Consider the following 20,428-nt stretch of genomic DNA (forward strand, 5'->3'; position numbering starts at 1 on the left):
CGCGATACCAGCCGCGCTGATCACTTGCGGCGGCCCTTCCGCAGTAGGTCCTCCGGACGCGGCGCGGTCAGCGCCGTACGATGCGCCCGCTCGGCCATCTCCCGATCACCGGCCAGATAGGCGTTCGTCGCCAACGTGACACCACGGATGCAGTTCGACGTACGCCGCGCCAGCAACGGCAACGTGTACAGGTGGTGCTGACCGAACCCCAGCAACGCCGCGTTGACCACCTCGCTGCCCGACGCCTTACCCGCCGCCTCCATCGCATCGGCGTAGGCCTTGGCCTGCTTCTCCAGGGGCTCGACCGCCGCGATCGTCTTCGCGATCGTGCTGCGCACCCCGCCGAGATTGATGTCCCATCCCCGTAGAGTCACCCGAACCCCCGCACGGCCGACAACATCGTTGATCAAGAGTAAAGACGACATGCAAGGAAGAGAAGTTCATAGTCTCGTGTGTTGCCGTCAGCGCATGGGGCTTGCTTATGATGCCGTGGGGGGATTTGCCCGGAATCTTGCCGGACGGAAGCTGGCCGGTGGAGGCGCTGGACGGTTCCGCGTGCGGGACGACTCCTTTGCGATGATTCCGGTCAGCGTGTCCAAACATTCGTTCATCTGCTCGGTCTCGTCGGCGAGCATCTGTGCGAGTTCGTCGGGCGTCATGATCACGAGTTCTTCGGGCGCCGTGGACTCGATGTCGTCCTCGGCGGGTCGCGGCTCGTCCACTTGGCCGGATCCGGTCTCGTCGTCGTGGGGCAACTCGAACTTCACGTCCCACCTCCAGGGTGTGTCGCACTATCGGCAGATCGTTCAGGGCCTTGGATATCAGCGCGAAAGTGTCAGTGGTCGTCGTTAGGCTCGCCTCGATGATTCACGACGAACCGGCATCTGTTCACCCGCGCGGGCGGATCACCGGCCCCACCTGGTGCGACTCAGAGAGGGACGAGACGCGGTGAGCAAGGACATGGTCGCGCTGCTGAAGACGGCACCGGACGAGGAGTCCGTCGAGGCCGCGCTGGCGGCGGCCGGGGCGGAAGTCTGGGTGTCCGACGTCGGGGACGGTGGTGCTCTGAAGATCTCGGACCGCGAGGGCGGCCAGGTGGTGGCGCTCGTCGAGGCGCCGATCCTGGTCCAGGTGCCCGGGGAGCTGGAGCGGCTGCTGGGGCCGGAGGTGGCGCACCTGGAGCCGCCGATCTGGTGGGTCGAGGTGCACGCCTCCGAGGAGGTGGAGAACGCCGAGGTGCCCGCCCTGCGGTTCGCCGCCGAGCTGTCGCTCCGGCTGGACGGCGAGGTCTGGTTCGACGATCCCGCCTACGCCGACAGGGCCGGGTTGAGGAGCCGGTGATGGAACATCCAGCGGTCGACCTGTGCACCGACCTGACCGGGCTGCTGATCGTTAACCGGCCGGTCGTGTCGCTGTCGGTGCGGATGGCGGAGGCGTTGCGCTTCTGCGCCGAAACAGAACGCCAGCTGGTGATCGCCGGTCACGCCGGAGGCCGGCTGACCTTGCCGCTCAGGCTGATGCTGGGCCCGGCGGCCCGGTGGGCGGTCAAGGACTGCGATGGCGTCTACTACGACGGGTTGAACGGCGCCGTCCTGCGATGGGACGGTGCCGCCTTCGTCCCGCAGATCGAGGGGACCGAGGCGGTCGTCCACTCGCGGTTCCCCTCCGGCCCGCCGCCGGAAGGACTCCAGTTGCTGGTGACGGCCACCGTACGGCACCCCGCGACGGAGGGGTTGGTACTCGGGGAAGTGACCGAAATCCTGCATCGCGAGCTGACCGGAAATGGTCCGCAGGGATGGGGTGCCTGCGAGCCCGCCGCCATTCCGTGGCACAAGGACGCGCTGACCGCGTTGTGCCGTGAGCGTTCGCCGGAGCCGACCCGGCTCGTCTGCGTGGGCGACAGCCGGGCCGACCGCCGGGCGATCGGCACGCTGGAGGTCGACCGGGCCGAGTCGGGAGTCGAGGAGACCACCACCGTCGCGGTGGGCCTCCGACCGGACGATTCCCTGCCCGACCTGGCCGAGTTGGCCGACCGGATCGGTTCGCACTTCGGCCTGGCCTCGATGACGGCACAGGCGGTGCCCGGTCGGCGTGATCTGACGACGGAGCCTCGGTTCAACGGTCTGCCCGCACCTGTGGGAGTGGCGGTGACGGCCGAGGCGATGAGACAGACCCCTGCGAACGGCACGTTGGACGTCACCGGTATGCGAGTGCGTCATTTCGACACGGGCGGCGCCTGGTACGGAGTGGGCGAGGGGCGCGACCCCGAGGACTGGGCGAAGTTCCAGGCCGTAATGGCGCATTTCGGTCCCGCAGAGCCATCATGATCATGATGCGATGCCCAGAAGGGGAGATCGAAGTGGGGTCATCCCACAATTGGCACGGCGCCTGCAGGGAGCGACGCGCGAGCCTCCAGGAAGCATCGGCATGCGGAGTCAATGGGTCTTTTGTCTCCGACGTCCACTATGGAACCATGACCATGATGATCGAGTCTCATTGGTAGTGACGGAATGGCGGACTGACTGACAAGAGGGGTGTCACGTGGGGCGATGGGATTACGGCCAGGAGACCCTGGTCACCCTGGCAAAGAACACCGGCGGCTCCACCCAGGAGCTCGCGACGCTGGTCAAGCAGCTGATCGCCGCGGCCGAACCGCTCGCGGGGCGGTTCGACGGCGCGGGAAAGGCGGCCTTCGACTCGTTCAAGGCCCGGTCCGACCAGATCATCGCCGACCTGACCACCGGGCTGGGCTCGGTGAACCAGGGACAGATCGGCATGGAGAAGGCCTTCGTCACCGGGGACGAGACGATGGCCTCCGACGCCCAGCGGAACATGGCTGCCGCCAACTTCGACGCCGCCAAGTTCCGCACCGGATCCTGACGGAGGGGAGCACGTCATGGGTGCACGCCGAGCGTACGACACGGGGGCCTCGCAGGAGGCGCAGGGCAACATCCACGCGGTCATCGCCCGCCTGGAGGCGCTGATCGGACAGCACGACGGCGACGTCAAGACCGCGCTGTCGGACTTCGAGGCCACCGGGGTGTCGGCCGAGTACGCCGCCAAGGAGGCCAAGTGGCAGCAGGCGGCCAACGAGACCCGCGAGATCATCCGCCTGGTGAAGGCGACCCTGGCCTCCAACGACCAGACCGCCCAGACCGCGCTCAGCAAGGCCAGCGCAGCCGTAGCCGCCATCTGACCTCGGGGACACCAGTCACGCCGGGCGCAGCCGGCTCGCCGACGTCGAACGGTCCGCATCGCCGTACCCCCGGTCTTCGCGCGGACGAGCCGTCCGGCATGGGCAGGACGTCGCACTGGGCGTGGCCGAGCCGTCGTGGTCAACATTTGCGTCGCTGCGTCGCCGACCTTTTCGCGGACGAGTCGTCCGGCATGGGCAGGACGTTGCACCGGGTGCGGCGGGGCCGTCATCGTCAACGGTTTCGCGTCGCTGCGTTGCCGGTCTTGGCATGGGGGAGTGATCCGGCGTGGTCGGGCAGTTGCGCTGGCGGCGGCGGGGCCGTCTCGACGTCGACGGTTTCGGGGCGTCGGGGTCGGTTGGTGTTGGCGCGGGGAATCGCAGGCGTGGTCGGGTGGCGGCTGGTCTTCCGCGTTGGGCCGTTTGGGCGGGCCGGGTGGGCAGCGCGTCGCGCCGATGGGGCGGTCGGGCGGGGCTCGAGGCGGCCAGGTCTTCCGTGTCGTTCAGTGGTCGGTGTCTGGCTCGGGTGTGGGGTGTTTGGCGCTACCTCGGCCAGTCGAGTCGAGCGGGTCGTTCGGGCGGGGCGGGCCGGCAGCGAAGCGGCGGGCCGGTGGTTCGGTGGACGTTCGGAGCGGGCGCGTCGGCCGGTGGTCGAGATGTGGCGGGCCTATCGCTGTGGGTGTTTGGCTCGGTCGGTGGCCTCAGGGAGTCGGTCTTGGCGCCGGTTCGTCGGTCACCGGTCGATTGACGGTGGGTGTTGGTAGGAATCAGGTGTCGGGTTGCCGGGGGCGTCGTTGGAGGGCGTCTGTGGGGCGTCTTGTGGGGGCGTGTCCCTGGTAGTCAGACGGCGGCCGTCGTTCGGGCGGCGGTCGTTCGGTAGGAGTGGGAGGAGGTGTCGGTGGCTCGCGATTACGACACGCAACTGCTGGAGTCGGTCGCCGTGCGCCGCCGGCGCCTGCGGGACGCGGTGCTGTTCGGGCCGCAGCGGGCGCGGCGGACGTTCGACGAGAGCCTGATGAAGGTCGTCGTCGGGTTGTGCGTCGCGGCCGTCGTGTGCGCCGGGATGGTCGGGTGGTCGTTCCTGCAGTCCAAGCTCGCCACCCAGAAGAAGCAGGAGGAGCAGGCCCAGCAGGCGCAGGCTCCTCCCCCGGACGGCGGCGTGGCGCCGGTGCCGGCGAGCTGGGTGGGGGCGAAGGTCACGTTCCCCATGCTCCGGCAGGCGTTGACGCAGGCGAACGTGCCCCCCGGTCTGTACGTCCTGCCCGGGCAGCCGAAACCGCCTCCGGCCAAGACGTCCAGCTACTACGTGGTGGCCCCCAGCGCGAACGGTACGAACGGTTTCTCCGGGGGCGTCGTGGAGTACGACCAGGGCCGCATAGGCGCGCAGTTCGCCACCGAGGACGAGGCGTGCCGATGGCTGTACGGGGAGCTCGTCCTGCGCGAGACGCCGCCCCGGCGGTTGACTCCCGCGGAGGAGTCCCAGGCGGCGGGGCAGGCCGCCAGGCTTGCGGCGGACGCCCAGGCAAAGATCACCACGGCGGGCGGCGCCTCGGCCACCATCCTGCTGACGCAGGGGCAGATCGTCGACGCGTTCGGGCAGGAGAGCGGATCGGTGCTGTTCCCGTACGGGACCCCGTTCGGTCAACGCGGGCTGCCCCCGTCCGCACGGGCCACCGTGGACCCGCAGACGCCCAGCGGCTACCACCGCTACCGCGTGGTCAAACCGTTCCAGCTCACCGCGACCGTCTCAGGGCCGACCGCGACCAGCCAGGGCGGGGGCGTCAGGTTCACCGTCAACGCCGGGCTGTTCCCGCGGCCGCCCGCACTCCCCACCGTCCGGTGGCTGCTGCGCAATGGCTACCTCGAACGCGTCGCCGTGTCGCAAATACCAAAATGAGCACACGGCCGTAGCCGAAGCCGAGAGACCGGACGAATCCGCAACCGACCGAGGAAAGGGCACAACACCGTGTGGAGCCGGGTCACCCTGGTCGCCGAGCAACGCAGGGTCGATGCGGTCCTTCCGGCGACCGAGCCGATCGGGGCGCTCATGCCGGACGTGCTGCGGCTGCTCGACGACCATGTCCAGCGTCCCGCGCGTCTGCGGCACCTGATCACGTCCACCGGTGAGGTGCTCGACGGGCAGGCGACGCTCGCCGAACGCGGCGTTCTCGACGGCAGCGTGCTCCGGCTGGTGCGGGCGGACGAGCCGCTGCCCGCCCCGGTCGTCCACGACGTGCCCGAGGCGGTCGACGACGCCGTCTCCGACCACCTGTGGCGGTGGAGCCCGCGCGCGGCCCAGTGGACCGCGTCCGCCACCACCGCGGTCCTGGCCGCCGCCGCGGGGCTCGTCCTCAGCGCCAATCCCGGCGGCGACGCGGGGTTCGTGGCCGCCGCGACGATGGCCGTCATCTTGGTCCTCACGGGCCTGGCGGTCGGCGCGCTGGGACGTACCCCGCTCGGCACGGCGGTGACGCTCGGCGGCGGCGCGCTGGCGGGCGTCGCGGTCTGGTCCGCCGCCGGCCTGTACGGCTGGGAGCCCTGGATCCGTTGGAGCGCCCTGGCCCTGCTCCTCGGACTGCTGCTGGCCGCGCTCGGCGCCACCACTCCCCTGGGACGCGGCGGACTGGTCGGCGGCGGCCTGGTCGTGCTGCTCGCCGCCGTGTGGGGCGCCTGCGCCGGCCTTGACCTGGACGCCGCCCGCACCGGCGCCGTGCTCGCCGTCACCTGCGTGGTGCTGCTCAACGTCATGCTGCGGATCGCGCTGACGCTGTCCGGGCTGACCTCGCTGGACGACCGGCGCAGCGCGGGTTCGGCGGTGCCGCGCGGCGACGTGCTGACGGCCCTGGTCCACACCCACCGCAGCCTGGTCATCGCGACCGTCGCCGTGGCGGTGGCCGCGGTGTTGGCCGGTTGGGCGCCCGCGACGCGGCTCGACGGCTGGACGGCCGCCCTCGCCGTGCTGCTCGCCATCGTGGTCGCCAGCCGCGCCAGGATGTTCCCGCTCGTACCGCAGAAGGCCGCGCTGCTGGCCGCCGCCCTGGCCGTCTGGGTCAACCTGGCCTACCGGTGGGCGGACGATACGCCGTGGGCGGCCGCTCCCGCGCTCGGCATGCTGGCCGCCGCGCTGGCCATCCCGCTGGTCGTCCTGAGCACCGAACAGCCCGAGCACGTCCGGGCACGCCTGCGCCGGATGACGGCCCGTGCCGAAGCCGTCGCCGCCGTCGCCCTCATCCCGGTGGCCATCGGGACCTTCGGCGTCTACGAACGTCTGCTCGACACCTTCTGACGAGGAGCAGGGTGCCTGACCGCGCACACGACCTGCCGCACGGCGAACCTCTGCTCCGCCGGCTGGGGCGCGAGGCGGCCCGGGCGTTCCGGCCCGCGCACGACCTGGCGAACCTCGCCGAGTCCGCGGCGGACGTCCAACGCCCGATCACCACGGGCCGCCGGATCGCCGTGGTCGGGATGCGCGGCGGGTCCGGCAAGAGCACGCTGTCGGCCCTGCTGGCCCTGGTGTTCGCCAACCACCGTCACGACCGCGTGCTCGCCGTGGACGTCGACCCGGACTGGGGCTCGCTCCCGCTGCGCCTGGGCGTCCGCCACCGGCACGCCCTCGCGGACGTGCAGGCCGCCCTGGCCGGCGCCGGGTCGTTCGAGGACGTCGAACCGTACCTGACGTCCGCGGGCGACCGGCTCTGGGTGCTGCCGGCCAACCGTGGGCACATGGGTGACAGTCCCCTGACCGCGGAGATATACGAGCACAACGCCGTCCCGCTGACCCGCTTCTTCGGCGTGACGATCATCGACTGCGGTTCCGGCATGCGCGGCGAACTGCAGCAGGCCGTGCTGGCCGGGGCGCACGCCGTCGTCCTGGCCACCCCCGCCACCCCGGACGGCGCCCGCACGGCGGGCCGAGCCCTCGACCTGGTCGCCGCGTCCGGCCTCGGCCACCTCATCGCCCGCACGGTCGTGGTGTTCACCGTCAAGAGCCCACACACCCGCAAGACCCTCGACCTGGACGGCGCCGCCGCCATCCTCGCCGACGTCGGCGCGGGCGCCGTCCGCCTGGACTACGACCGTCACCTGGCCAGCACGTCCACGCTCGACCCCCGCCGCCTGGCCCACTCCACCCGCACCACCGCCATCCGCATAGCGGCCGAAACCCTGCAGCGCGCCCTCCACCCCACGTCCTTGTGAACGGACGACGCGGTTCCATTCGCCGCGTTGTACCGCAAGGGGCGGCTTGCAAGTGCCGGGCCCCTGTGGTCGGCGTTGGCGCCCAAGCCCCTCAGGAGGTTTCCCTCAGTGGGCTCGTGAAGGAAACCACCTGCTGCTGGTCGCGGTTTGCTGAAGCCCGTCAGCTCTCAGGGGAGGAGCAGCCCCCAGTACAAGGCCCATGGGACGAACACCGCTCCCGCGATGACCAGCAACGCGAGCCGTGCATGTTCGCCGCGTGAGAGCGTCGCGGCGGCCCGTCGCCACGTCACCGTCGTCGCGACGCAGGAAACGGTGGCGGCCACGGCGAGGCCCTGTAGTGCGAGCCATGGCAAGGGCCTCCCCGCGATGACAGAACCGGGGTCCGGTGACCTGCCCGCGGCCATCAGATAGAAGAGGTAGAAGAACAGGCCGATCACGGCGAGGAAACCCGTTCCGGCGAGCAGGCGGGCCCATCGGCCGACCAGTGTCACTTTCCGTCGGCGGACCCGTCGCACCACCGCCACCAGGGGGTACGCGGTGAACGCGACGACGAACAGCACGAACGCCGCCAGTTGCATCCAGGCGGACTCCCACCACGCCGACGGCGGCGCTGGCGTGCTCGGGTGGTCCTGCTCGGGCGGCGTCGGAGCGTCGGCGTTCGGCAGGCGGCCGCTCGTCACGTCACGGACCCACGAGCCGACAAGCTCCGCGTAGCCCGGTGCCAGCGCCGCTCCCCGGGTGACGCCGCCGTCAGGGCTCACATGCGCGGCGTGATCGGCGCCGGCGAAGAACCGGAAGGTGTAGTGGGTGTTGCCGCCTCGCTCAAGCGCCCGCGCGAACAGCGGAGGATTGTCCCCGGGCGGTGTCTGCAGGTCGCGGCTGCCCCACACGCCGAGCAACGGCTGCCGAACCCGTCGCAGGACGGCCTGGGCGTCGAAGTGCGCCTCGGCGAACAGTCCCGCGTCGGCTCCGAGCCGGGCGAAGTTGCGCTTGCCCTGGTCGATCAGCGAGCCGGACACGCCCACCCGGCGCAGCGCGGACGTCTCGTTCCAGAGTTGCTGCCGTATCGGCGTCATGGCGTTACCGCCCACGACGATCACGAACGCCACGTCGTCGGACCGTGACGCGGCGAGGGGCGCCACCCAGCCGCCCTCGCTGAGCCCCCAGAGACCGACCTTCGCCGGGTCGACACCAGGCTGGGCACGGAGCGCGCGTACCGCGGCGAGCGCGTCGTCGGCGAGCTCCGAATACGACCGGCGGAATCGCGTGTAGCCCACCGATCTCTTGTCGTAGATCAGAACCGCGAGGCCCTGCCGCGCGAACTCAACGGCCTCTGTGAGCAGGTGCTCGCGGGGCACGCCCGAGCCGGATCCGGTGACGAGCACGACACCGGGACGGGGACGTGACGCCTTCTGCGGCGCCAGCATGGTGCCGTGAAGAGTGAGCCCGCCGAACCCCTTGAAACTCACGTCGGTGGAGCTCAAACCGGGCGGCACCGGAACCGCTCCAGTTGCGGACGCCCTGGTCGGCGCAACTGTCGACGCCCTGACGGGCGCCGCGCCCAGCACTCCGAACAGGAGCGCCAGCACAACGGTGATCGCTGTCTTCATGCCGAGGACCGTAGACTACAGAGGTTCCTTTGCAAAGGCTTCTCTGCAAACGTAGTCCTGCGGCAGTAGAGTTCTCCTCATGAAGGACGATGCGGAGCCCGTCATCCTGGACGACCCGGGGAAGCTCAAGGCGCTGAGCCATCCCCTGCGCCGCAGGATCCTGCACCGGCTCCGTCAGCACGGCCCCGCGACGTCGACGACCATCGGCGAGGCGCTCGGCGTCAACACCGGCACCGCGAGCTACCACCTACGGCAACTGGAGAAGTACGGCTTCATCGAGGAGATCGCCGAACGCTCCACCGGCCGGGAGCGTTGGTGGCGCCGCGCCGAGTCCCCACGCGACCTGCGCATGCCGACCCCCGACATGCTCGCCCCCGAGGACCGTCCCGTCCTCGCCGAACTACTGCGCCAAGGCCACGCCGAGGACATGGAGATGTTCGGCAAACTGCCCGCGGCCTACGAACGCAACCCAGAATGGGCACGCCTCTCGCGCGGCTACGGCCACATGACCGAGGAAGACCTGGCCGCCTTCTTCGAGGACTACATCCGCCTCCTGCACCAGTACTGCCGCCGCGGCGAAGACGCACCCCCCGACGCCCGTCCGGTCCACATCCGCCTCTTCACACTCCCCGCCGACGAAGACTGACCCACCAAAACAGCCCCCCCACCAACGTCCCACGGACGGGGACGCGCGCCCTCACCGCACGCCGCCAAGGTCACCGCGCCCAGGCCGGTCACCAGGACGCACCGGCCCTGCGATGCCCTATGGGCAACTCGTGGGCGACAAGCGGGCGGCGGTGCCGAGGCGATCGGCGGGGCTCTGCTCGGCTCCTGACGTCCTACGGCTCCCACAGTGCCTCCCACTGGCACCACAGAACCCCCTGGCGTTGATCGCTAGGGGGCTTTATGGCCCGTAGCGCAGCCGGAGGAATTCGCCCCCCGATCCGTAGCCAACGGTGGCGTTGAGCTGATTACACCGACACTTCGGACGGCGGTCCACCGCAGGGAGGGGACGGGAGCCGATGAGCCTTCGCCAGTTCGAATACGCCCTGGCTGTTGCCCAGGAGGGTTCGGTGACGGCGGCGGAGCTGCTGCATGTCGCCCAACCGTCGATGTCCCAGCAGATCCGCAACCTGGAGCGGGAACTCGGCGTGCAACTGTTCGCCCGCACACCGACCGGACTGGTGCCCACCGTGGTCGGCCGCGCGTTCCTGCGGGAGGCGGAGGCCGCGGTGAGCGCGGCGCGGCGGGCGAAGGCGACGGCGCGAGCCGGCGCCTATGAGCTGGTGGTCGCGGCGCAGATGGGCCTGTGCACGCGGCAACTACCGGGCGCGCTGGGCGCGCTACGCCACCGCTTCCCGCAGCTAGAGGTCACCGTCTTCGAGGAGCCGAACCTCGCCGAGTTGGAGCGGCTGGCGCACCGGGGCGTGCCGGACCTCGCGATGGTGGCCGGGCCATGCGGGGAAGTGCTTTACGAAGGCCACCACCTCAGCGACAAAAAGTTCGTCGTGGTGCTTGGCGCCGGGCACCGGCAGCTCGCCTCCGACCGGGTCGAGCTGCGCGACCTAGAGCGGGAGCCGTGGGTGAGATTCGACCACAACAGCGCGCTCGACCGCATGCTGCAGGACGTGCTCCGGGACAACCAGCTGACCTCGACCGCAGTCGCCCGCGTATCCCAGACGGCGACGGCCGTGCACTGGGCCGCCCACGGGCTGGGGGTCACGCTCGTCCCGGCCTCCGCGGTGCCCTACGGTCACGAGCACCTCGCGCGCCCGGTGTTCCCAGTCGTCTTCCCAGCCCGTCGTCGCCGCAGTCCGGCCCGGCAAGGGCCCGGCGGAGACGGCCCTGCTCGAACTACTGCGTCAAGAGACCTGGACAAACCCGCTTCCTTCTCACCGGTGCCCTGACGGCCGAGGAGGCGGGCGCGAGCACGCAGCCACCTTCAACCGGTGACGTTGCGATCATGCGATATTCAGTCGAGCGATCGGAAGCGGTGTGCCGATGACCGCCCCGAGGGCGGCGATAGTGCTGCCCTCGAGGCTCGATCGGATATCAGCGACGGCTTTCGATCTTCAGGCCGCCTTGGTCACATTACGGACGTGGTCACTGGCGAGCATGTCGTGCGGAACGCCAGGTTCGATCGCGCTGGCGTCGTCGAGGCGGGCCAGTTGGGAGGCGGTGAAGTCGACCTCAAAGGCGCCCAAATCCTCCTCTATCTGTGCGGGGGTGCGTGCGCCGATGATTGGTGCCGTCACGCCTGAGTTCTGCAGGCCCCAAGCCAGCCCGACCTGGGCGGGTGTGCGGCCCATCTCCGTGGCGACCTCCTTCACAACATCAGCAATGGCGAGGTTACGTTCGGTGACGGCCCCCAGAGCGAAGTTGAAGTTCTTGCGGTTACTGTCGCCGGATGCAACGTTCGTCGCGCTCAGGTCGTCTGTCCAGATCTGCCAACCTACGCAATACCTGTGAGCCGCCCACGTCCACGGCCGTCCAGGTTCGTTGTTAGCAGTAGCGCTAGCGAACCTGCCCTGCCGAGCCTCAGTCCTCGTCCATGGGCTTCGGGCGTACTCGCGCTGCTTGAAGCTGCTCCTGGTAGTCCCACGTGAAGATCTCCGGCATACGCGTCTCCAGTTGTGCGAGCACGCTGGATAGTGCACTCCACTCCCCACGGTCCACAAAAATCGCCTCCTCTTCCTTGGCGCTGATGTCGAGAACCAAGCGATGTGCGAAGTCTTACAGCACCAACGCTTCATCGTGGGAGAGCCGGATCGACTCATCAGCATGGGACACAAGCCGCAGACTATGCGGACACGACGGCATGGGCTTGGCCTACTCGTTCGCGCGAACGGCGAAACGGTGTGACAGACAGCCTCGCACGGGCGTGCCCTCCGGTCCGCAGGGGGCTGGGGGCCGCGAGGCCACCGCTTCACCCTCGTCCAGCCGACACTCTCATCCTCTGGAAACCGCGCACGTCGTTGACATAATCCCGCCGGCACTCACATTGCTCAGCCGACACGGTTAGCAGCGGTTCGCCCCTTGTTCCAGCTTTCGACGACCATCTGGTAGCACTGACTCTCTCGTGATCCGGTACCACTGTTGTTGTAGCCCCCATTCGAGGCTCGCGTCAGAGCTTCGGAGCGCCAGCGCGCTGCCAAGCCTCGCTTGAGCATCTTCTTCGCGAGTTCGGCATCGTCAATGCCGTCGCCGTGGCGGCTGAGAAACATAGCCACACCGCCCAGGATCACGCCATCCCACGACTCTTTGTCTCTCCCCCAGGCTGCTTCGACCACCGTAAGGGTGCGGTCCAGGATGGCTGCTCCATACTGCCTTGTGATGCGCAGCACCGCCGACACAGCACCCACGCTGTTCGTCGAGCTCGACCCCAGACCGAGGCTATGGCTCTTGAGTACTCGGTCGACACTCACGCAGAGAGCATCCCCGGCGGTCAGGCCAACTCTGTACTGGTCCAGCGTGCTGACCTTGGCAGATTCTCGGTTCTTGATGAGGAATAGAGTCGCTTCCTGCTGCTGGGTAAGTCCGTAGTGGATTTCCGCCTTGATCGTCCGAAGACCTCTTAGCTTGCACGCCTCGGTCCGGTGCATGCCGTCAACGACGTATCGCTGGCCGTCTGCGCGCTCGGAGACCACTATCACCCCGAGAGCATCGATGATTAGACCATCAGCGATGGCCTTCGCTCGCTTTGGGTTGAGGCCACGCTGCGCCTCCTCATCGATCTTGAGCGAGTCGATCTCGACCTCGACGCCATACTTAACTTGATGATCTGGGAGTTCGTACTGGAAACGAGCTTTGGCCATGGGGTCAGACCTCCATTTTCGAGGACGGCGAGAGCCTAGAGCTAAGGATACGGGGGCCATGAGGCGGATCTAGGGGAGGAGGAACGCCCTTGAGGAACTCGGTGGCCATCTTCTCACTTGTGTCGACAGCGCCCTGCGGGCATTCCCACCCCGTTCCTCGCAGCGCAGCACCAGGAGAACCTGCTACCCTCGATGGCCTGGCTCGCTATGTTATTCACCCTGGTCAGCCGTGGGATTGCCTCACACCGTCAGGAAACCAGAATGAGCACCACAGCCCATGTCAGTAGCTTGCACTTCCACTCAGTAGTGAAGTTGACCGCTATGGCCACCCCCGCTACAGCGAAACCACTCCAAACTTCCAGGGCTTGATCTTCATCTTCTGATGGCCCATCCGGGTGAGTTCCTGTTCGAAAGGCCATCCTGTGTCTACGCTCAACACCCCTCAGGCCTGCATCAGAACTCTACTCACGGACTTGACCCGAGCACAACAAGAACCACGTCAATCCTTTACCACAGACGCCAGCCAGCCACCGCACATTGGCGATCAGTACTGGTCACATACATGATCGAGACTGTGACCCCGACTTGACAACAAAGAGGTAACTAGTCTCGACATTCGAGAGATATGGCCTGGCGATCAGTGGTTCGCATGGCAGCAGGTCGCGTGACCGGTCGGTGCTTGCTCCGCAGTCGTACATGACTCATGGCCCAGAGGGACAGACAGTGGTGACGTCATGGGGTGCGCGGGATTCGCCCGCTCTCATGCCGGTGCTTCGCTGGGCGGCTGGACGGCTGCGGTCAGCTCCTCGAGCCGGGCCCGGACGGAACAGGCCGCATGCCCGGCTTGAAGAGCCGGGCGCGGCCTCCCGACCCTGTCGAGCGGCGGGCGCCTGATGCCCTCCGACTCGACTCGCGACGGTGACGAGCGTGCGCCCCTGGTCCCGTCTGAGCGGCGGTGGCACTGCGGCGGGACCGGCCTGTCCGGCCACTGCTGACAGGAGAACCCGCCGTGTTCCTTCGCCGCTGCGCCTTCGTCGCCTGCTGGCTGGTGCTGGTCCTGTTCGTCCTGCGTCACCCGCGCGAGGCCGCCGACGCTACCGGCGTGGCCGCACAGCCGCCAAGCACACGCACGCCACGTCGGGGGCCATCCCCCCACCCGCCTTGCAACGGACAGGAGACGCACTCCATCGTGCCCGACACGCTCGCTTCCGCGTGGCTGACTCCGCTGGCCGTCCGCGACATGGCGGCCAAGCTGGCCCGGCCCGACTTCCGCCGGTCGGCCGCTCGCGCCCGAGCGACCGGCGGGTGTGCTCAGCCGATCCACCTTCGGGGCTCGGTCGAGTACCGCGACGGCCTCACCGGTGACCTGCTGCATCGCTACAGCACCGCCCGTGAGCCGGGCGGGGTGCTGCGGGTGGCCTGCAAGACCCGGCGGGCCTCGCGCTGTCCGGCCTGCGCCGAGATCTACCGGGCCGACACCTACCAACTCGTCCGGGCGGGACTGGCCGGAGGCAAAGGCGTCCCCGACACAGTGGCGCAGCACCCGGCCGCGTTCGTCACCCTCACCGCACCCTCGTTCGGACCCGTGCACGCGCGGCGGGAGACAGCCGGCGGGGCCGTTGTGCCGTGCCACCCTCGACGCGACGCGGGGAAGTGTCCGCACGGACGGTCGTTGTCGTGCACGACCCGGCATGCGGCCGACGACCCGCGCCTCGGCGACCCGCTCTGCCCTGACTGCTACGACTACACGGGCTCGGTGCTGTTCAACGCGCTGGCACCGGAACTATGGCGCCGATTCACCATGGCCCTGCGCCGCAGGATCGCCAAAGCCGCAGGTCTCACCCTGCGGGAACTCCGCGACACGCTCACCATCTCGTTCGCCAAGGTCGCCGAATACCAGCGACGCGGCGTCGTGCACTTCCACGCCATCATCCGCCTCGACGGTGCCCAGGGGCTGGCGACGCCTCCGCCCGGCTGGGCCTCCTACGACCTGCTCGCCGACGCCGTCCACCAGGCCGCGCCCGCCGTCACCGTGACCACCCCTGCCACGCCCGGCGTGCCTTCTCAGTCTCTGACCTGGGGCACGCAACTCGACGTCCGCCCCATCACGACCATCGGGGACCTGACGGATACGGCCGTGGCGGGCTACATCGCCAAGTACGCCACCAAAGCCGCCGAATGCACCGGCACCCTCGACCGGCGCATACGCGCGACCGATGACCTGGACGCGCTACCTGTCTCGGCCCACGCACGGCGCCTGATCACGGAATGCCTGCGGCTGGGGCGCATGGAAGAGATGGCAGAGCTTCGGCTTGCCGAGTGGGCGCACATGCTCGGCTTCCGCGGCCACTTCTCCACCAAATCCCGCCGCTACTCCACCACCCTCGGCGCACTGCGACAAGCACGCATCGACCACAACCGGCACCAACACGACATCACCACCGGACGCCTGCCACTCACCGACGAGGACCAGGTCCTCGTCGTCTCCCACTGGCGCTACCTCGGCCAAGGCCTCACACCCGGCGAAGCACTGCTGACCGCTGCCCTGACCGGCACGCCGCTACCGCCCATCGCCCCCTACGAAGGGAGTGCTGCATGCCCCGACTCCTGCTGACCGTCCCGGAAGCCGCAAAGGCGCTCGCCATCTCCCGCAGCAAGCTCTACGAACTCATCGCCTCCGGCGCCATCCAGTCGGTCCGCAATCCCGCCGAATCCTCGTGGACGCCCTGAACGCCTACGTCAACGCCCTGATGCAACAAGAGGCTGCCTGACGGCCAGGACAGCACTCGCCACCCCCGAAGAGCCGAACGGCTCTAACAAGTCCAAGAGGGCCACGAACGCCAAGAGAAGCGCGAAGACCGTCCCAAGCTGCGGGACGGCGTCATGAAGCGCGGTAACACGTGGTCCTACGTCATCCGCGTCCGCGACCCGGAAACCGGCCAAAGCAAACTCCGGTGGGTCGGCGGCTTCGCCACCGAGGACGACGCCAAAGCAGCGCGCGACGAGGCACGCGTGAAGGCGCGACGCGGTGAGTACATCGACCAGAACACCATCACCGTGGGCGCCTACCTCGACGAGTGGCTCGACTCCCACGCCTTTGAGATCAAGCCCAAAGACTCTGTCGGACTACTGGCACCTGATCGAGCGGTATGTCAAGCCGCACATCGGCGGTATGCGGCTGCAGTCCGTTCGCCCAGCCCGTATCACCAAGCTCTACCGGGACCTCATCTCCAGCGGCGGGCGAAGCGGGCGGGGCCTGTCTCCGCGGACGGCGTGTGCTGCGTAAGGCGTTCGGTTATGCGGTGGTGGTCGATCAACTCCTCGCTTCCAATCCTGTCGAGCGAGCCAAGCGGCCCCGGATGGAGCGCGCTGAACCTGGCAAGATCTGGACGGCAGTGCAACTCCGGTCCTTCCTCGCAACTGCCAGCGAACATCGCCTCTTCGCCTTCTTCCACCTAGCCGCGTACACCGGCGCCCGGCGTGGCGAACTGCCCAATCTGCGGTGGGGTGACGTAGACCTCGACGGCGCGGCGATCCACGTCACGGGCTCGGTCTCGTTCGTCTCCGGTGAGCGCATTGAAGGGGACCACCAAGAGCGGCCGGGCGCGTGTCGTCAGCATCGATCCCGGCACGGTGAAAGTCCTCAAGGCTCACCGGGCTCGACAGGAGGCTGACAAGCTCCGGGCCGGCGACGACTGGAAGGGTGCTCCCAAGATCGCGGATACTCACGTCTTCGCCACCGGATGGGGCGAACCGATCCATCCGGACACGGTGTCGTCCCTCATGACAGCCCTGATCAAGCGGCACAACAAGGCATCGGAGGAGCGGCCTACTGCTGAGCCTCTCCCGCACGCGCGTCTACACGATCTGCGGCACATCCACGCGACCACACTGCTCCTGGCGGGCGTCCCGGTCCAGTGTGGTGGCGGCTCGGCTCGGGCACGCTGACCCGGCGATCACGCTGCGGGTCTACGCGCACGTGATCAACGAGCAGCTGGCGGAGGCGGCGGAGATCTTCGCCGACGGCTGGATGAGGCGGCCCAGGGACGCCGCTGTTAGCAGGTCCGTTAGCAAAGAGGCCCCTTGCGGTGATCGCAAGGGGCCTCTGACCTGTGGCGCAGCCGGAGGGATTCGAACCCCCAACCTTCTGATCCGTAGTCAGATGCTCTATCCATTGAGCTACGGCTGCTCGGTTCCTGGCCTTGACCAGGGGGTTTGTTGCCGGACGGGAGTCTACCAGCTCTGCACATAGGTGTAAGAGCGGATAATCCCTGCCCTGACGACGCCCCCCAGTGTAGGGCACTCGCAGCCGTCTCACGACTCGGTAAGGAAACCCCTCGTGCAAGATCCCAGCCACGCGACCGCGGCCACCGCAGACTCCACCCCCGCGGCGGCCACCGACAACGTCATCTCCTTCGACGCGATCCGCGCACGACGACGCCGCGGCACCACCGCCGCCCGTTCCGTCGGCGTCCCACCGGCGGCCACCGCGTCCACCCACGCCGCCGGCGGCGCGGCCGCCGAGGTCGCCCCGCGCAGCAAGCCCGCGGCCGCACGACGCCGCCCGCGCGCGGCCGCGCCCACGGGCACGCCCCTGCTGACCATCGTCGACTCCTGGGAGCTGGCGCTGGACGCCGCGGGCAAGAGCCCCAAGACGATCCGCGGCTACACCGACACCGTCAAGGCCCTGGCGCGCTGGGCCGCGTCCCGGGGATACCCGGCCGACACCGAGGGCCTGGACGCCGCCGACATCCAGGAGTTCCTCGTCGCCGAGCGGGAGCGGACCAGCATCGCCACCGCCGCCGCGCACTACCGGCACCTGAACGTGTTCTGGAGGTGGATCGTCCGGGAACGGGAGCGGACGGCCAGCCCGAACCCGATGGAGAGCGTCGACAAGGTCACGGCGCCGAAGAAGGCCAAGACCTACTTCACCGATGAGCAGGAGCGCGCGCTGCTCAAGACGTGCTCGGGCAACAGTTTCGAGGACCGGCGCGACACCGCCATCCTGCGAATCTTCATGGACGTCGGGGTGCGCGTCGGCGGCCTGGTCGGCATCAGGTACGTGCCCGACGACGACAAGCAGAACGACGTCGACCTCCGGCGGCGGCGCGTGCGGGTGCGGCTCAAGGGTGGCGACGAGCTCGTCCTGCCGCTCGGCAAGAAGGCCGCGCTCGCGCTGGACCGGTACCTGCGCGTGCGCGCCAAGCACCCCAAGGCGGCCAAGTCCACGTACCTGTTCCTCGGTATCAAGGGCCGCAACACCGAGCGGATGACCGAGTCCGGGGTCTACCAGATGATCCGTCGGCGCGGCGAGCAGGCCGGGGTCCAGAACGCGCACCCGCACCGGTTCCGCCGGACCTGGTGCCACAACTACCTGCTGAACGGCGGCACGCTGGACGGCGCCATGGCCATCGGCGGATGGTCCACCTACGACATGGTCAAGGAGTACGCCGGGGACCTGGCGCTGGAACGCGCCTGGGCGATGCACGACCGGTTGTCCCCTGGCGACCGGATCTAGCGGAGGCGCCGGGTGTCCCTGCCGTACGGGGCGCGGCAGGGACACCCGGCCGTCTAGCAGAGCACGCGAACGTCGATGCCCAGTGGCACCTCGGCACCGAGCAGGCACAGTCCCTTGGTCTCGATGCCGTCGCCGGGTGATACCGGTTGGAGGCTCGGCTCGGGAACGGGCGTGGGAGCTGGTGTCGCGCCTGGGGCGCTGACGCCGCCGTTGTTCCCGGTCGGGGACGGCTCGGTTGACGGCGTCTCGGATGTCGGCGGGGGTGGTGTCGGGGCGTCGTTGGCCGGTGTGGTTGGTGTGACGGTTTGGGTCGGCGACGGCGTCGAGCTGGTGTCAGTCGCAGTCGGCGACGGTGACGGTGACGGTGACACGGTGACCGTCGGGCCTGGCGATGGGGCAATCGGTGTCGGGCCGGGCACGGGTACGTATACCGTCCGGGCCGGCCGCGGGTCGGCTCGATTGGTGTTCGGCAGGAACGGCACATCGAGCGGTGACAAGCCGAGTGTGATGCCTGCGGCGGGAACGCCTACCGCGGTGCCCACGGCTGCGGCCAGCCCTGGATGCTGACGTATCTCTTTGGCCAGAGCGCCCAGAGCGGCCCCGATCGGGATGCCGGTGACCAGTCCTTTCCAGCCTAGTTTGCGCATTCGCTCGCGCGCGCGAGCAATGCGGCGCTGGCGTTCGACGTCGATGATGCCGGCGCGTTGCTCGGCCTCGACGCGTTCGGCTCGGAGCGCCTCGTAGCGTTCCTTGGCGTGTGCTTCTCGTTGGCGCAGGAGCTCCAGATCTTGATCACCAGCTCCGTTCCCTTGGGGGGTGTGTGTCACTTTGACCCCTTTGTGACGTCCTCGTCTCAAAGTGTGCGGGGCACATACACCTTGACCCGCTTGACCGAAAACGTCATCACTTGGGGTGATAACAGTTAAGTAAAAAGTCGTGACCGAAAGTGATTGCTTTCGAACATACGTTCGATGTCGAGAACTTTTCAGCAGCTCAGCTGACGTCGCGACGCTGGTCGACGTGCCGGCCGGTCAGCCGCCGCAGGCGCACCCACTCGGCCGTGAGCGCGTCCATCAGCATGCCAACCTGCTCGTACCGCTCGTCAGGCTCGTCGGGCAGCCACTCCATGACGACGGCGATGAGCTGGTCGATCGTCTCCGGCCGGTAGTACGCCTTCACCCCCGTGGCGCTGAGCTTCACCTGGCCCTCGACAAACGCCCTCGCTGCGGCATCATGGCGAGGCCCCAGCGAGGGAAGCGGATCACCCCCGGCCAGGATCATGTCGACGGATCCCACGGCCCACTCCAAGGCATCCTCTATGCCTCGCTTGGTCAGGGATCGGATGCTTCCAGATCCCGTGCGGGTACGCCGTAGTCCCTCTCTGGTCATCCCCGCCCTCTCGGCGACCTCATGCCAGGTGAGGCGCAGTTCTGCCCGACGTTCATCCATGAGCCGGGCGAGCCGTTGGCGGGACGTCTCGGTACTGGTCATAGGGCCCATCCTGTCGCGCGGCGCTGGACAACACCAGACAACTTAGGCCGCAAAGTGGCTGGTCACGAGCACCGGGAAGGCAAGTTACGCCACCCAGTAAGCCAAGTGACACAAACTTGCGCCACCTACGAGTTGCTGAGGTGGCATTAGTTGTCCTAGGTTGTCACCATGAAGCGAATCCCTCCGATGGTCACGCTCCGCGCGCTGCGGGAGGCCCACGGCCTCACCCTTGAGCAGCTCGCCGAGCGGATCGCCGAGCAGGGGGTCACGGTCGACAAGGCGTCCCTCGCCAACATCGAGTTGGGCAAGCGGACGGCCAGCCGCCGACTGATCGCTGCGCACGCCCGCGCGCTGCGGCTGGAGTCGGTGGACGTTTATCAGGCCGCTGACCTCCGGGCACTTGTGTACGACGAGCCCGAACGGAAGACCGCATGACGCCGCCCGCCAAGCGCAACGACGCCGAGCGCAAGGCCCTGCGTGAGCAGTACGAGCGTGAGCGAATCGCCGCCCGCCGCGAGGCCGAGCGCCGCGCCGAGGAGGCCGAACGCAAGGCCAAGAAGGGCGGCAAGAGCTAATGGCCGACTCCACCTTGACGCCGGCCGAG

At 68.5% G+C, this 20,428-nt stretch carries 25 protein-coding genes, 1 tRNA gene and 1 pseudogene; 18 read left to right on the forward strand and 9 right to left on the reverse strand.

Translation table 11 applies throughout. The annotated features are described in order from the left end of the window. Positions 1–20: 20 nt before the first annotated feature. Complete coding sequence (locus ABD811_RS04735; protein WP_344941303.1) at positions 21–410, reverse strand: DUF6507 family protein; 390 nt, start codon at positions 408–410, stop codon at positions 21–23. A 69-nt stretch (positions 411–479) separates the two neighbouring features. After that, a complete protein-coding gene (locus ABD811_RS04740; protein WP_344941306.1) occupies positions 480–767 on the reverse strand; it encodes a hypothetical protein in 288 nt (95 codons plus the stop codon). Positions 768–948: 181 nt separating this feature from the next. Between ABD811_RS04740 and ABD811_RS04745 the strand changes: the two genes are divergently transcribed. The 7 genes from ABD811_RS04745 to ABD811_RS04775 all read left to right on the forward strand — a co-directional run bounded on the left by ABD811_RS04745 (position 949) and on the right by ABD811_RS04775 (position 7,390). After that, positions 949–1,341, forward strand: a complete 393-nt coding sequence (locus ABD811_RS04745) for a hypothetical protein (protein ID WP_344941308.1) — start codon at positions 949–951, stop codon at positions 1,339–1,341. After that, positions 1,341–2,327, forward strand: coding sequence for a DUF6177 family protein (locus ABD811_RS04750; RefSeq protein ID WP_344941311.1), 987 nt, complete (start codon positions 1,341–1,343; stop codon positions 2,325–2,327). The genes ABD811_RS04745 and ABD811_RS04750 overlap by 1 nt, the downstream gene beginning before the upstream one ends. A gap of 214 nt (positions 2,328–2,541) precedes the next feature. Continuing rightward, the gene (locus ABD811_RS04755) at positions 2,542–2,880 is read left to right on the forward strand and encodes a DUF6507 family protein (protein WP_344941313.1); all 339 of its coding nucleotides are present in this window, start codon (positions 2,542–2,544) and stop codon (positions 2,878–2,880) included. Positions 2,881–2,896: 16 nt separating this feature from the next. After that, positions 2,897–3,196 carry a pore-forming ESAT-6 family protein gene (locus ABD811_RS04760; RefSeq protein WP_344941317.1) on the forward strand — a complete coding sequence of 100 codons (300 nt, stop codon included), beginning with the start codon at positions 2,897–2,899 and terminating at the stop codon, positions 3,194–3,196. Positions 3,197–4,091: 895 nt separating this feature from the next. Continuing rightward, positions 4,092–5,090: a TNT domain-containing protein gene (locus tag ABD811_RS04765; protein WP_344941320.1), complete on the forward strand. Its 999-nt coding sequence runs from the start codon at positions 4,092–4,094 to the stop codon at positions 5,088–5,090. Positions 5,091–5,159: 69 nt separating this feature from the next. After that, entirely contained in the window at positions 5,160–6,479 is a 1,320-nt protein-coding gene (eccD, locus tag ABD811_RS04770) for a type VII secretion integral membrane protein EccD (protein WP_344941322.1), read from the forward strand. Between the two features lie 11 nt (positions 6,480–6,490). Then, positions 6,491–7,390 (forward strand): nucleotide-binding protein, encoded by a 900-nt coding sequence (locus ABD811_RS04775; protein ID WP_344941325.1) that lies wholly within the window; start codon positions 6,491–6,493, stop codon positions 7,388–7,390. A 167-nt stretch (positions 7,391–7,557) separates the two neighbouring features. Here the strand turns inward: ABD811_RS04775 and ABD811_RS04780 are convergent, their stop codons facing one another. Further along, the gene (locus ABD811_RS04780; RefSeq protein WP_344941328.1) at positions 7,558–8,979 is read right to left on the reverse strand and encodes an alpha/beta hydrolase family protein; all 1,422 of its coding nucleotides are present in this window, start codon (positions 8,977–8,979) and stop codon (positions 7,558–7,560) included. Positions 8,980–9,079: 100 nt separating this feature from the next. On the opposite strand from ABD811_RS04780, the gene ABD811_RS04785 reads away from it, so the two are divergent. Both ABD811_RS04785 and ABD811_RS04790 read left to right on the forward strand, forming a co-directional pair. Continuing rightward, complete coding sequence (locus ABD811_RS04785; RefSeq protein ID WP_344941331.1) at positions 9,080–9,646, forward strand: helix-turn-helix domain-containing protein; 567 nt, start codon at positions 9,080–9,082, stop codon at positions 9,644–9,646. Positions 9,647–10,022: 376 nt separating this feature from the next. Next, entirely contained in the window at positions 10,023–10,907 is an 885-nt protein-coding gene (locus tag ABD811_RS04790; RefSeq protein WP_344941334.1) for a LysR family transcriptional regulator, read from the forward strand. 165 nt (positions 10,908–11,072) lie between these two features. On the opposite strand, the gene ABD811_RS04795 is transcribed toward ABD811_RS04790, so the two are convergent. From ABD811_RS04795 to ABD811_RS04805, 3 genes are all read right to left on the reverse strand, one after another. Beyond that, a complete protein-coding gene (locus ABD811_RS04795; protein WP_344942357.1) occupies positions 11,073–11,444 on the reverse strand; it encodes an aldo/keto reductase in 372 nt (123 codons plus the stop codon). A gap of 94 nt (positions 11,445–11,538) precedes the next feature. Next, positions 11,539–11,718 carry a hypothetical protein gene (locus tag ABD811_RS04800; protein ID WP_344942380.1) on the reverse strand — a complete coding sequence of 60 codons (180 nt, stop codon included), beginning with the start codon at positions 11,716–11,718 and terminating at the stop codon, positions 11,539–11,541. Between the two features lie 287 nt (positions 11,719–12,005). Beyond that, entirely contained in the window at positions 12,006–12,815 is an 810-nt protein-coding gene (locus ABD811_RS04805; RefSeq protein WP_344941337.1) for a DUF6551 family protein, read from the reverse strand. A gap of 1,009 nt (positions 12,816–13,824) precedes the next feature. Between ABD811_RS04805 and ABD811_RS04810 the strand changes: the two genes are divergently transcribed. From ABD811_RS04810 to ABD811_RS43890, 6 genes and pseudogenes are all read left to right on the forward strand, one after another. Beyond that, positions 13,825–15,429, forward strand: coding sequence for a replication initiator (locus tag ABD811_RS04810; RefSeq protein ID WP_344941341.1), 1,605 nt, complete (start codon positions 13,825–13,827; stop codon positions 15,427–15,429). Then, positions 15,411–15,545, forward strand: coding sequence for a helix-turn-helix domain-containing protein (locus ABD811_RS04815; protein ID WP_344941344.1), 135 nt, complete (start codon positions 15,411–15,413; stop codon positions 15,543–15,545). The genes ABD811_RS04810 and ABD811_RS04815 overlap by 19 nt, the downstream gene beginning before the upstream one ends. Before the next feature lie 153 nt (positions 15,546–15,698). Then, a pseudogene (locus ABD811_RS43885) lies at positions 15,699–15,773 on the forward strand (hypothetical protein); the annotation flags it as partial. 70 nt (positions 15,774–15,843) lie between these two features. Next, positions 15,844–16,101 (forward strand): tyrosine-type recombinase/integrase, encoded by a 258-nt coding sequence (locus ABD811_RS04820; protein ID WP_344941347.1) that lies wholly within the window; start codon positions 15,844–15,846, stop codon positions 16,099–16,101. Continuing rightward, positions 16,091–16,489: a hypothetical protein gene (locus ABD811_RS04825; RefSeq protein WP_344941349.1), complete on the forward strand. Its 399-nt coding sequence runs from the start codon at positions 16,091–16,093 to the stop codon at positions 16,487–16,489. The genes ABD811_RS04820 and ABD811_RS04825 overlap by 11 nt, the downstream gene beginning before the upstream one ends. Then, positions 16,383–16,763, forward strand: coding sequence for a hypothetical protein (locus ABD811_RS43890; RefSeq protein ID WP_425549365.1), 381 nt, complete (start codon positions 16,383–16,385; stop codon positions 16,761–16,763). The genes ABD811_RS04825 and ABD811_RS43890 overlap by 107 nt, the downstream gene beginning before the upstream one ends. 165 nt (positions 16,764–16,928) lie before the next feature. Here ABD811_RS43890 and ABD811_RS04830 read toward each other — a convergent pair. Beyond that, positions 16,929–17,004: transfer RNA gene (locus tag ABD811_RS04830), tRNA-Arg, on the reverse strand. Between the two features lie 150 nt (positions 17,005–17,154). On the opposite strand from ABD811_RS04830, the gene ABD811_RS04835 reads away from it, so the two are divergent. After that, a complete protein-coding gene (locus ABD811_RS04835) occupies positions 17,155–18,333 on the forward strand; it encodes a tyrosine-type recombinase/integrase (RefSeq protein WP_344941352.1) in 1,179 nt (392 codons plus the stop codon). Positions 18,334–18,386: 53 nt separating this feature from the next. On the opposite strand, the gene ABD811_RS04840 is transcribed toward ABD811_RS04835, so the two are convergent. After that, positions 18,387–19,160, reverse strand: a complete 774-nt coding sequence (locus tag ABD811_RS04840; RefSeq protein WP_344941355.1) for a hypothetical protein — start codon at positions 19,158–19,160, stop codon at positions 18,387–18,389. Between the two features lie 166 nt (positions 19,161–19,326). Next, positions 19,327–19,533 carry a hypothetical protein gene (locus tag ABD811_RS04845; RefSeq protein WP_344941358.1) on the reverse strand — a complete coding sequence of 69 codons (207 nt, stop codon included), beginning with the start codon at positions 19,531–19,533 and terminating at the stop codon, positions 19,327–19,329. A gap of 459 nt (positions 19,534–19,992) precedes the next feature. Here ABD811_RS04845 and ABD811_RS04850 point away from each other — a divergent pair, with 459 nt between their 5' ends. Both ABD811_RS04850 and ABD811_RS04855 read left to right on the forward strand, forming a co-directional pair. Then, positions 19,993–20,259 (forward strand): helix-turn-helix domain-containing protein, encoded by a 267-nt coding sequence (locus ABD811_RS04850; protein WP_344941361.1) that lies wholly within the window; start codon positions 19,993–19,995, stop codon positions 20,257–20,259. Further along, positions 20,256–20,399, forward strand: coding sequence for a hypothetical protein (locus ABD811_RS04855; protein WP_344941364.1), 144 nt, complete (start codon positions 20,256–20,258; stop codon positions 20,397–20,399). The genes ABD811_RS04850 and ABD811_RS04855 overlap by 4 nt, the downstream gene beginning before the upstream one ends. Positions 20,400–20,428: the final 29 nt, after the last annotated feature.

The sequence above is a fragment of the Actinomadura miaoliensis genome (assembly GCF_039536785.1).
GTDB lineage: Bacteria > Actinomycetota > Actinomycetes > Streptosporangiales > Streptosporangiaceae > Spirillospora > Spirillospora miaoliensis.

Bases quoted from the DNA above. Each gene is read 5' to 3' on its own strand.
- ABD811_RS04750 (WP_344941311.1), top strand. From the start codon at position 1,341: ATGGAACATCCAGCGGTCGACCTGTGCACCGACCTGACCGGGCTGCTG.
- ABD811_RS04760 (WP_344941317.1), top strand. From the start codon at position 2,897: ATGGGTGCACGCCGAGCGTACGACACGGGGGCCTCGCAGGAGGCGCAG.
- ABD811_RS04785 (WP_344941331.1), top strand. From the start codon at position 9,080: ATGAAGGACGATGCGGAGCCCGTCATCCTGGACGACCCGGGGAAGCTC.
- ABD811_RS04790 (WP_344941334.1), top strand. From the start codon at position 10,023: ATGAGCCTTCGCCAGTTCGAATACGCCCTGGCTGTTGCCCAGGAGGGT.
- ABD811_RS04805 (WP_344941337.1), bottom strand. From the start codon at position 12,815: ATGGCCAAAGCTCGTTTCCAGTACGAACTCCCAGATCATCAAGTTAAG.
- ABD811_RS04815 (WP_344941344.1), top strand. From the start codon at position 15,411: ATGCCCCGACTCCTGCTGACCGTCCCGGAAGCCGCAAAGGCGCTCGCC.
- ABD811_RS04850 (WP_344941361.1), top strand. From the start codon at position 19,993: ATGAAGCGAATCCCTCCGATGGTCACGCTCCGCGCGCTGCGGGAGGCC.
- ABD811_RS04855 (WP_344941364.1), top strand. From the start codon at position 20,256: ATGACGCCGCCCGCCAAGCGCAACGACGCCGAGCGCAAGGCCCTGCGT.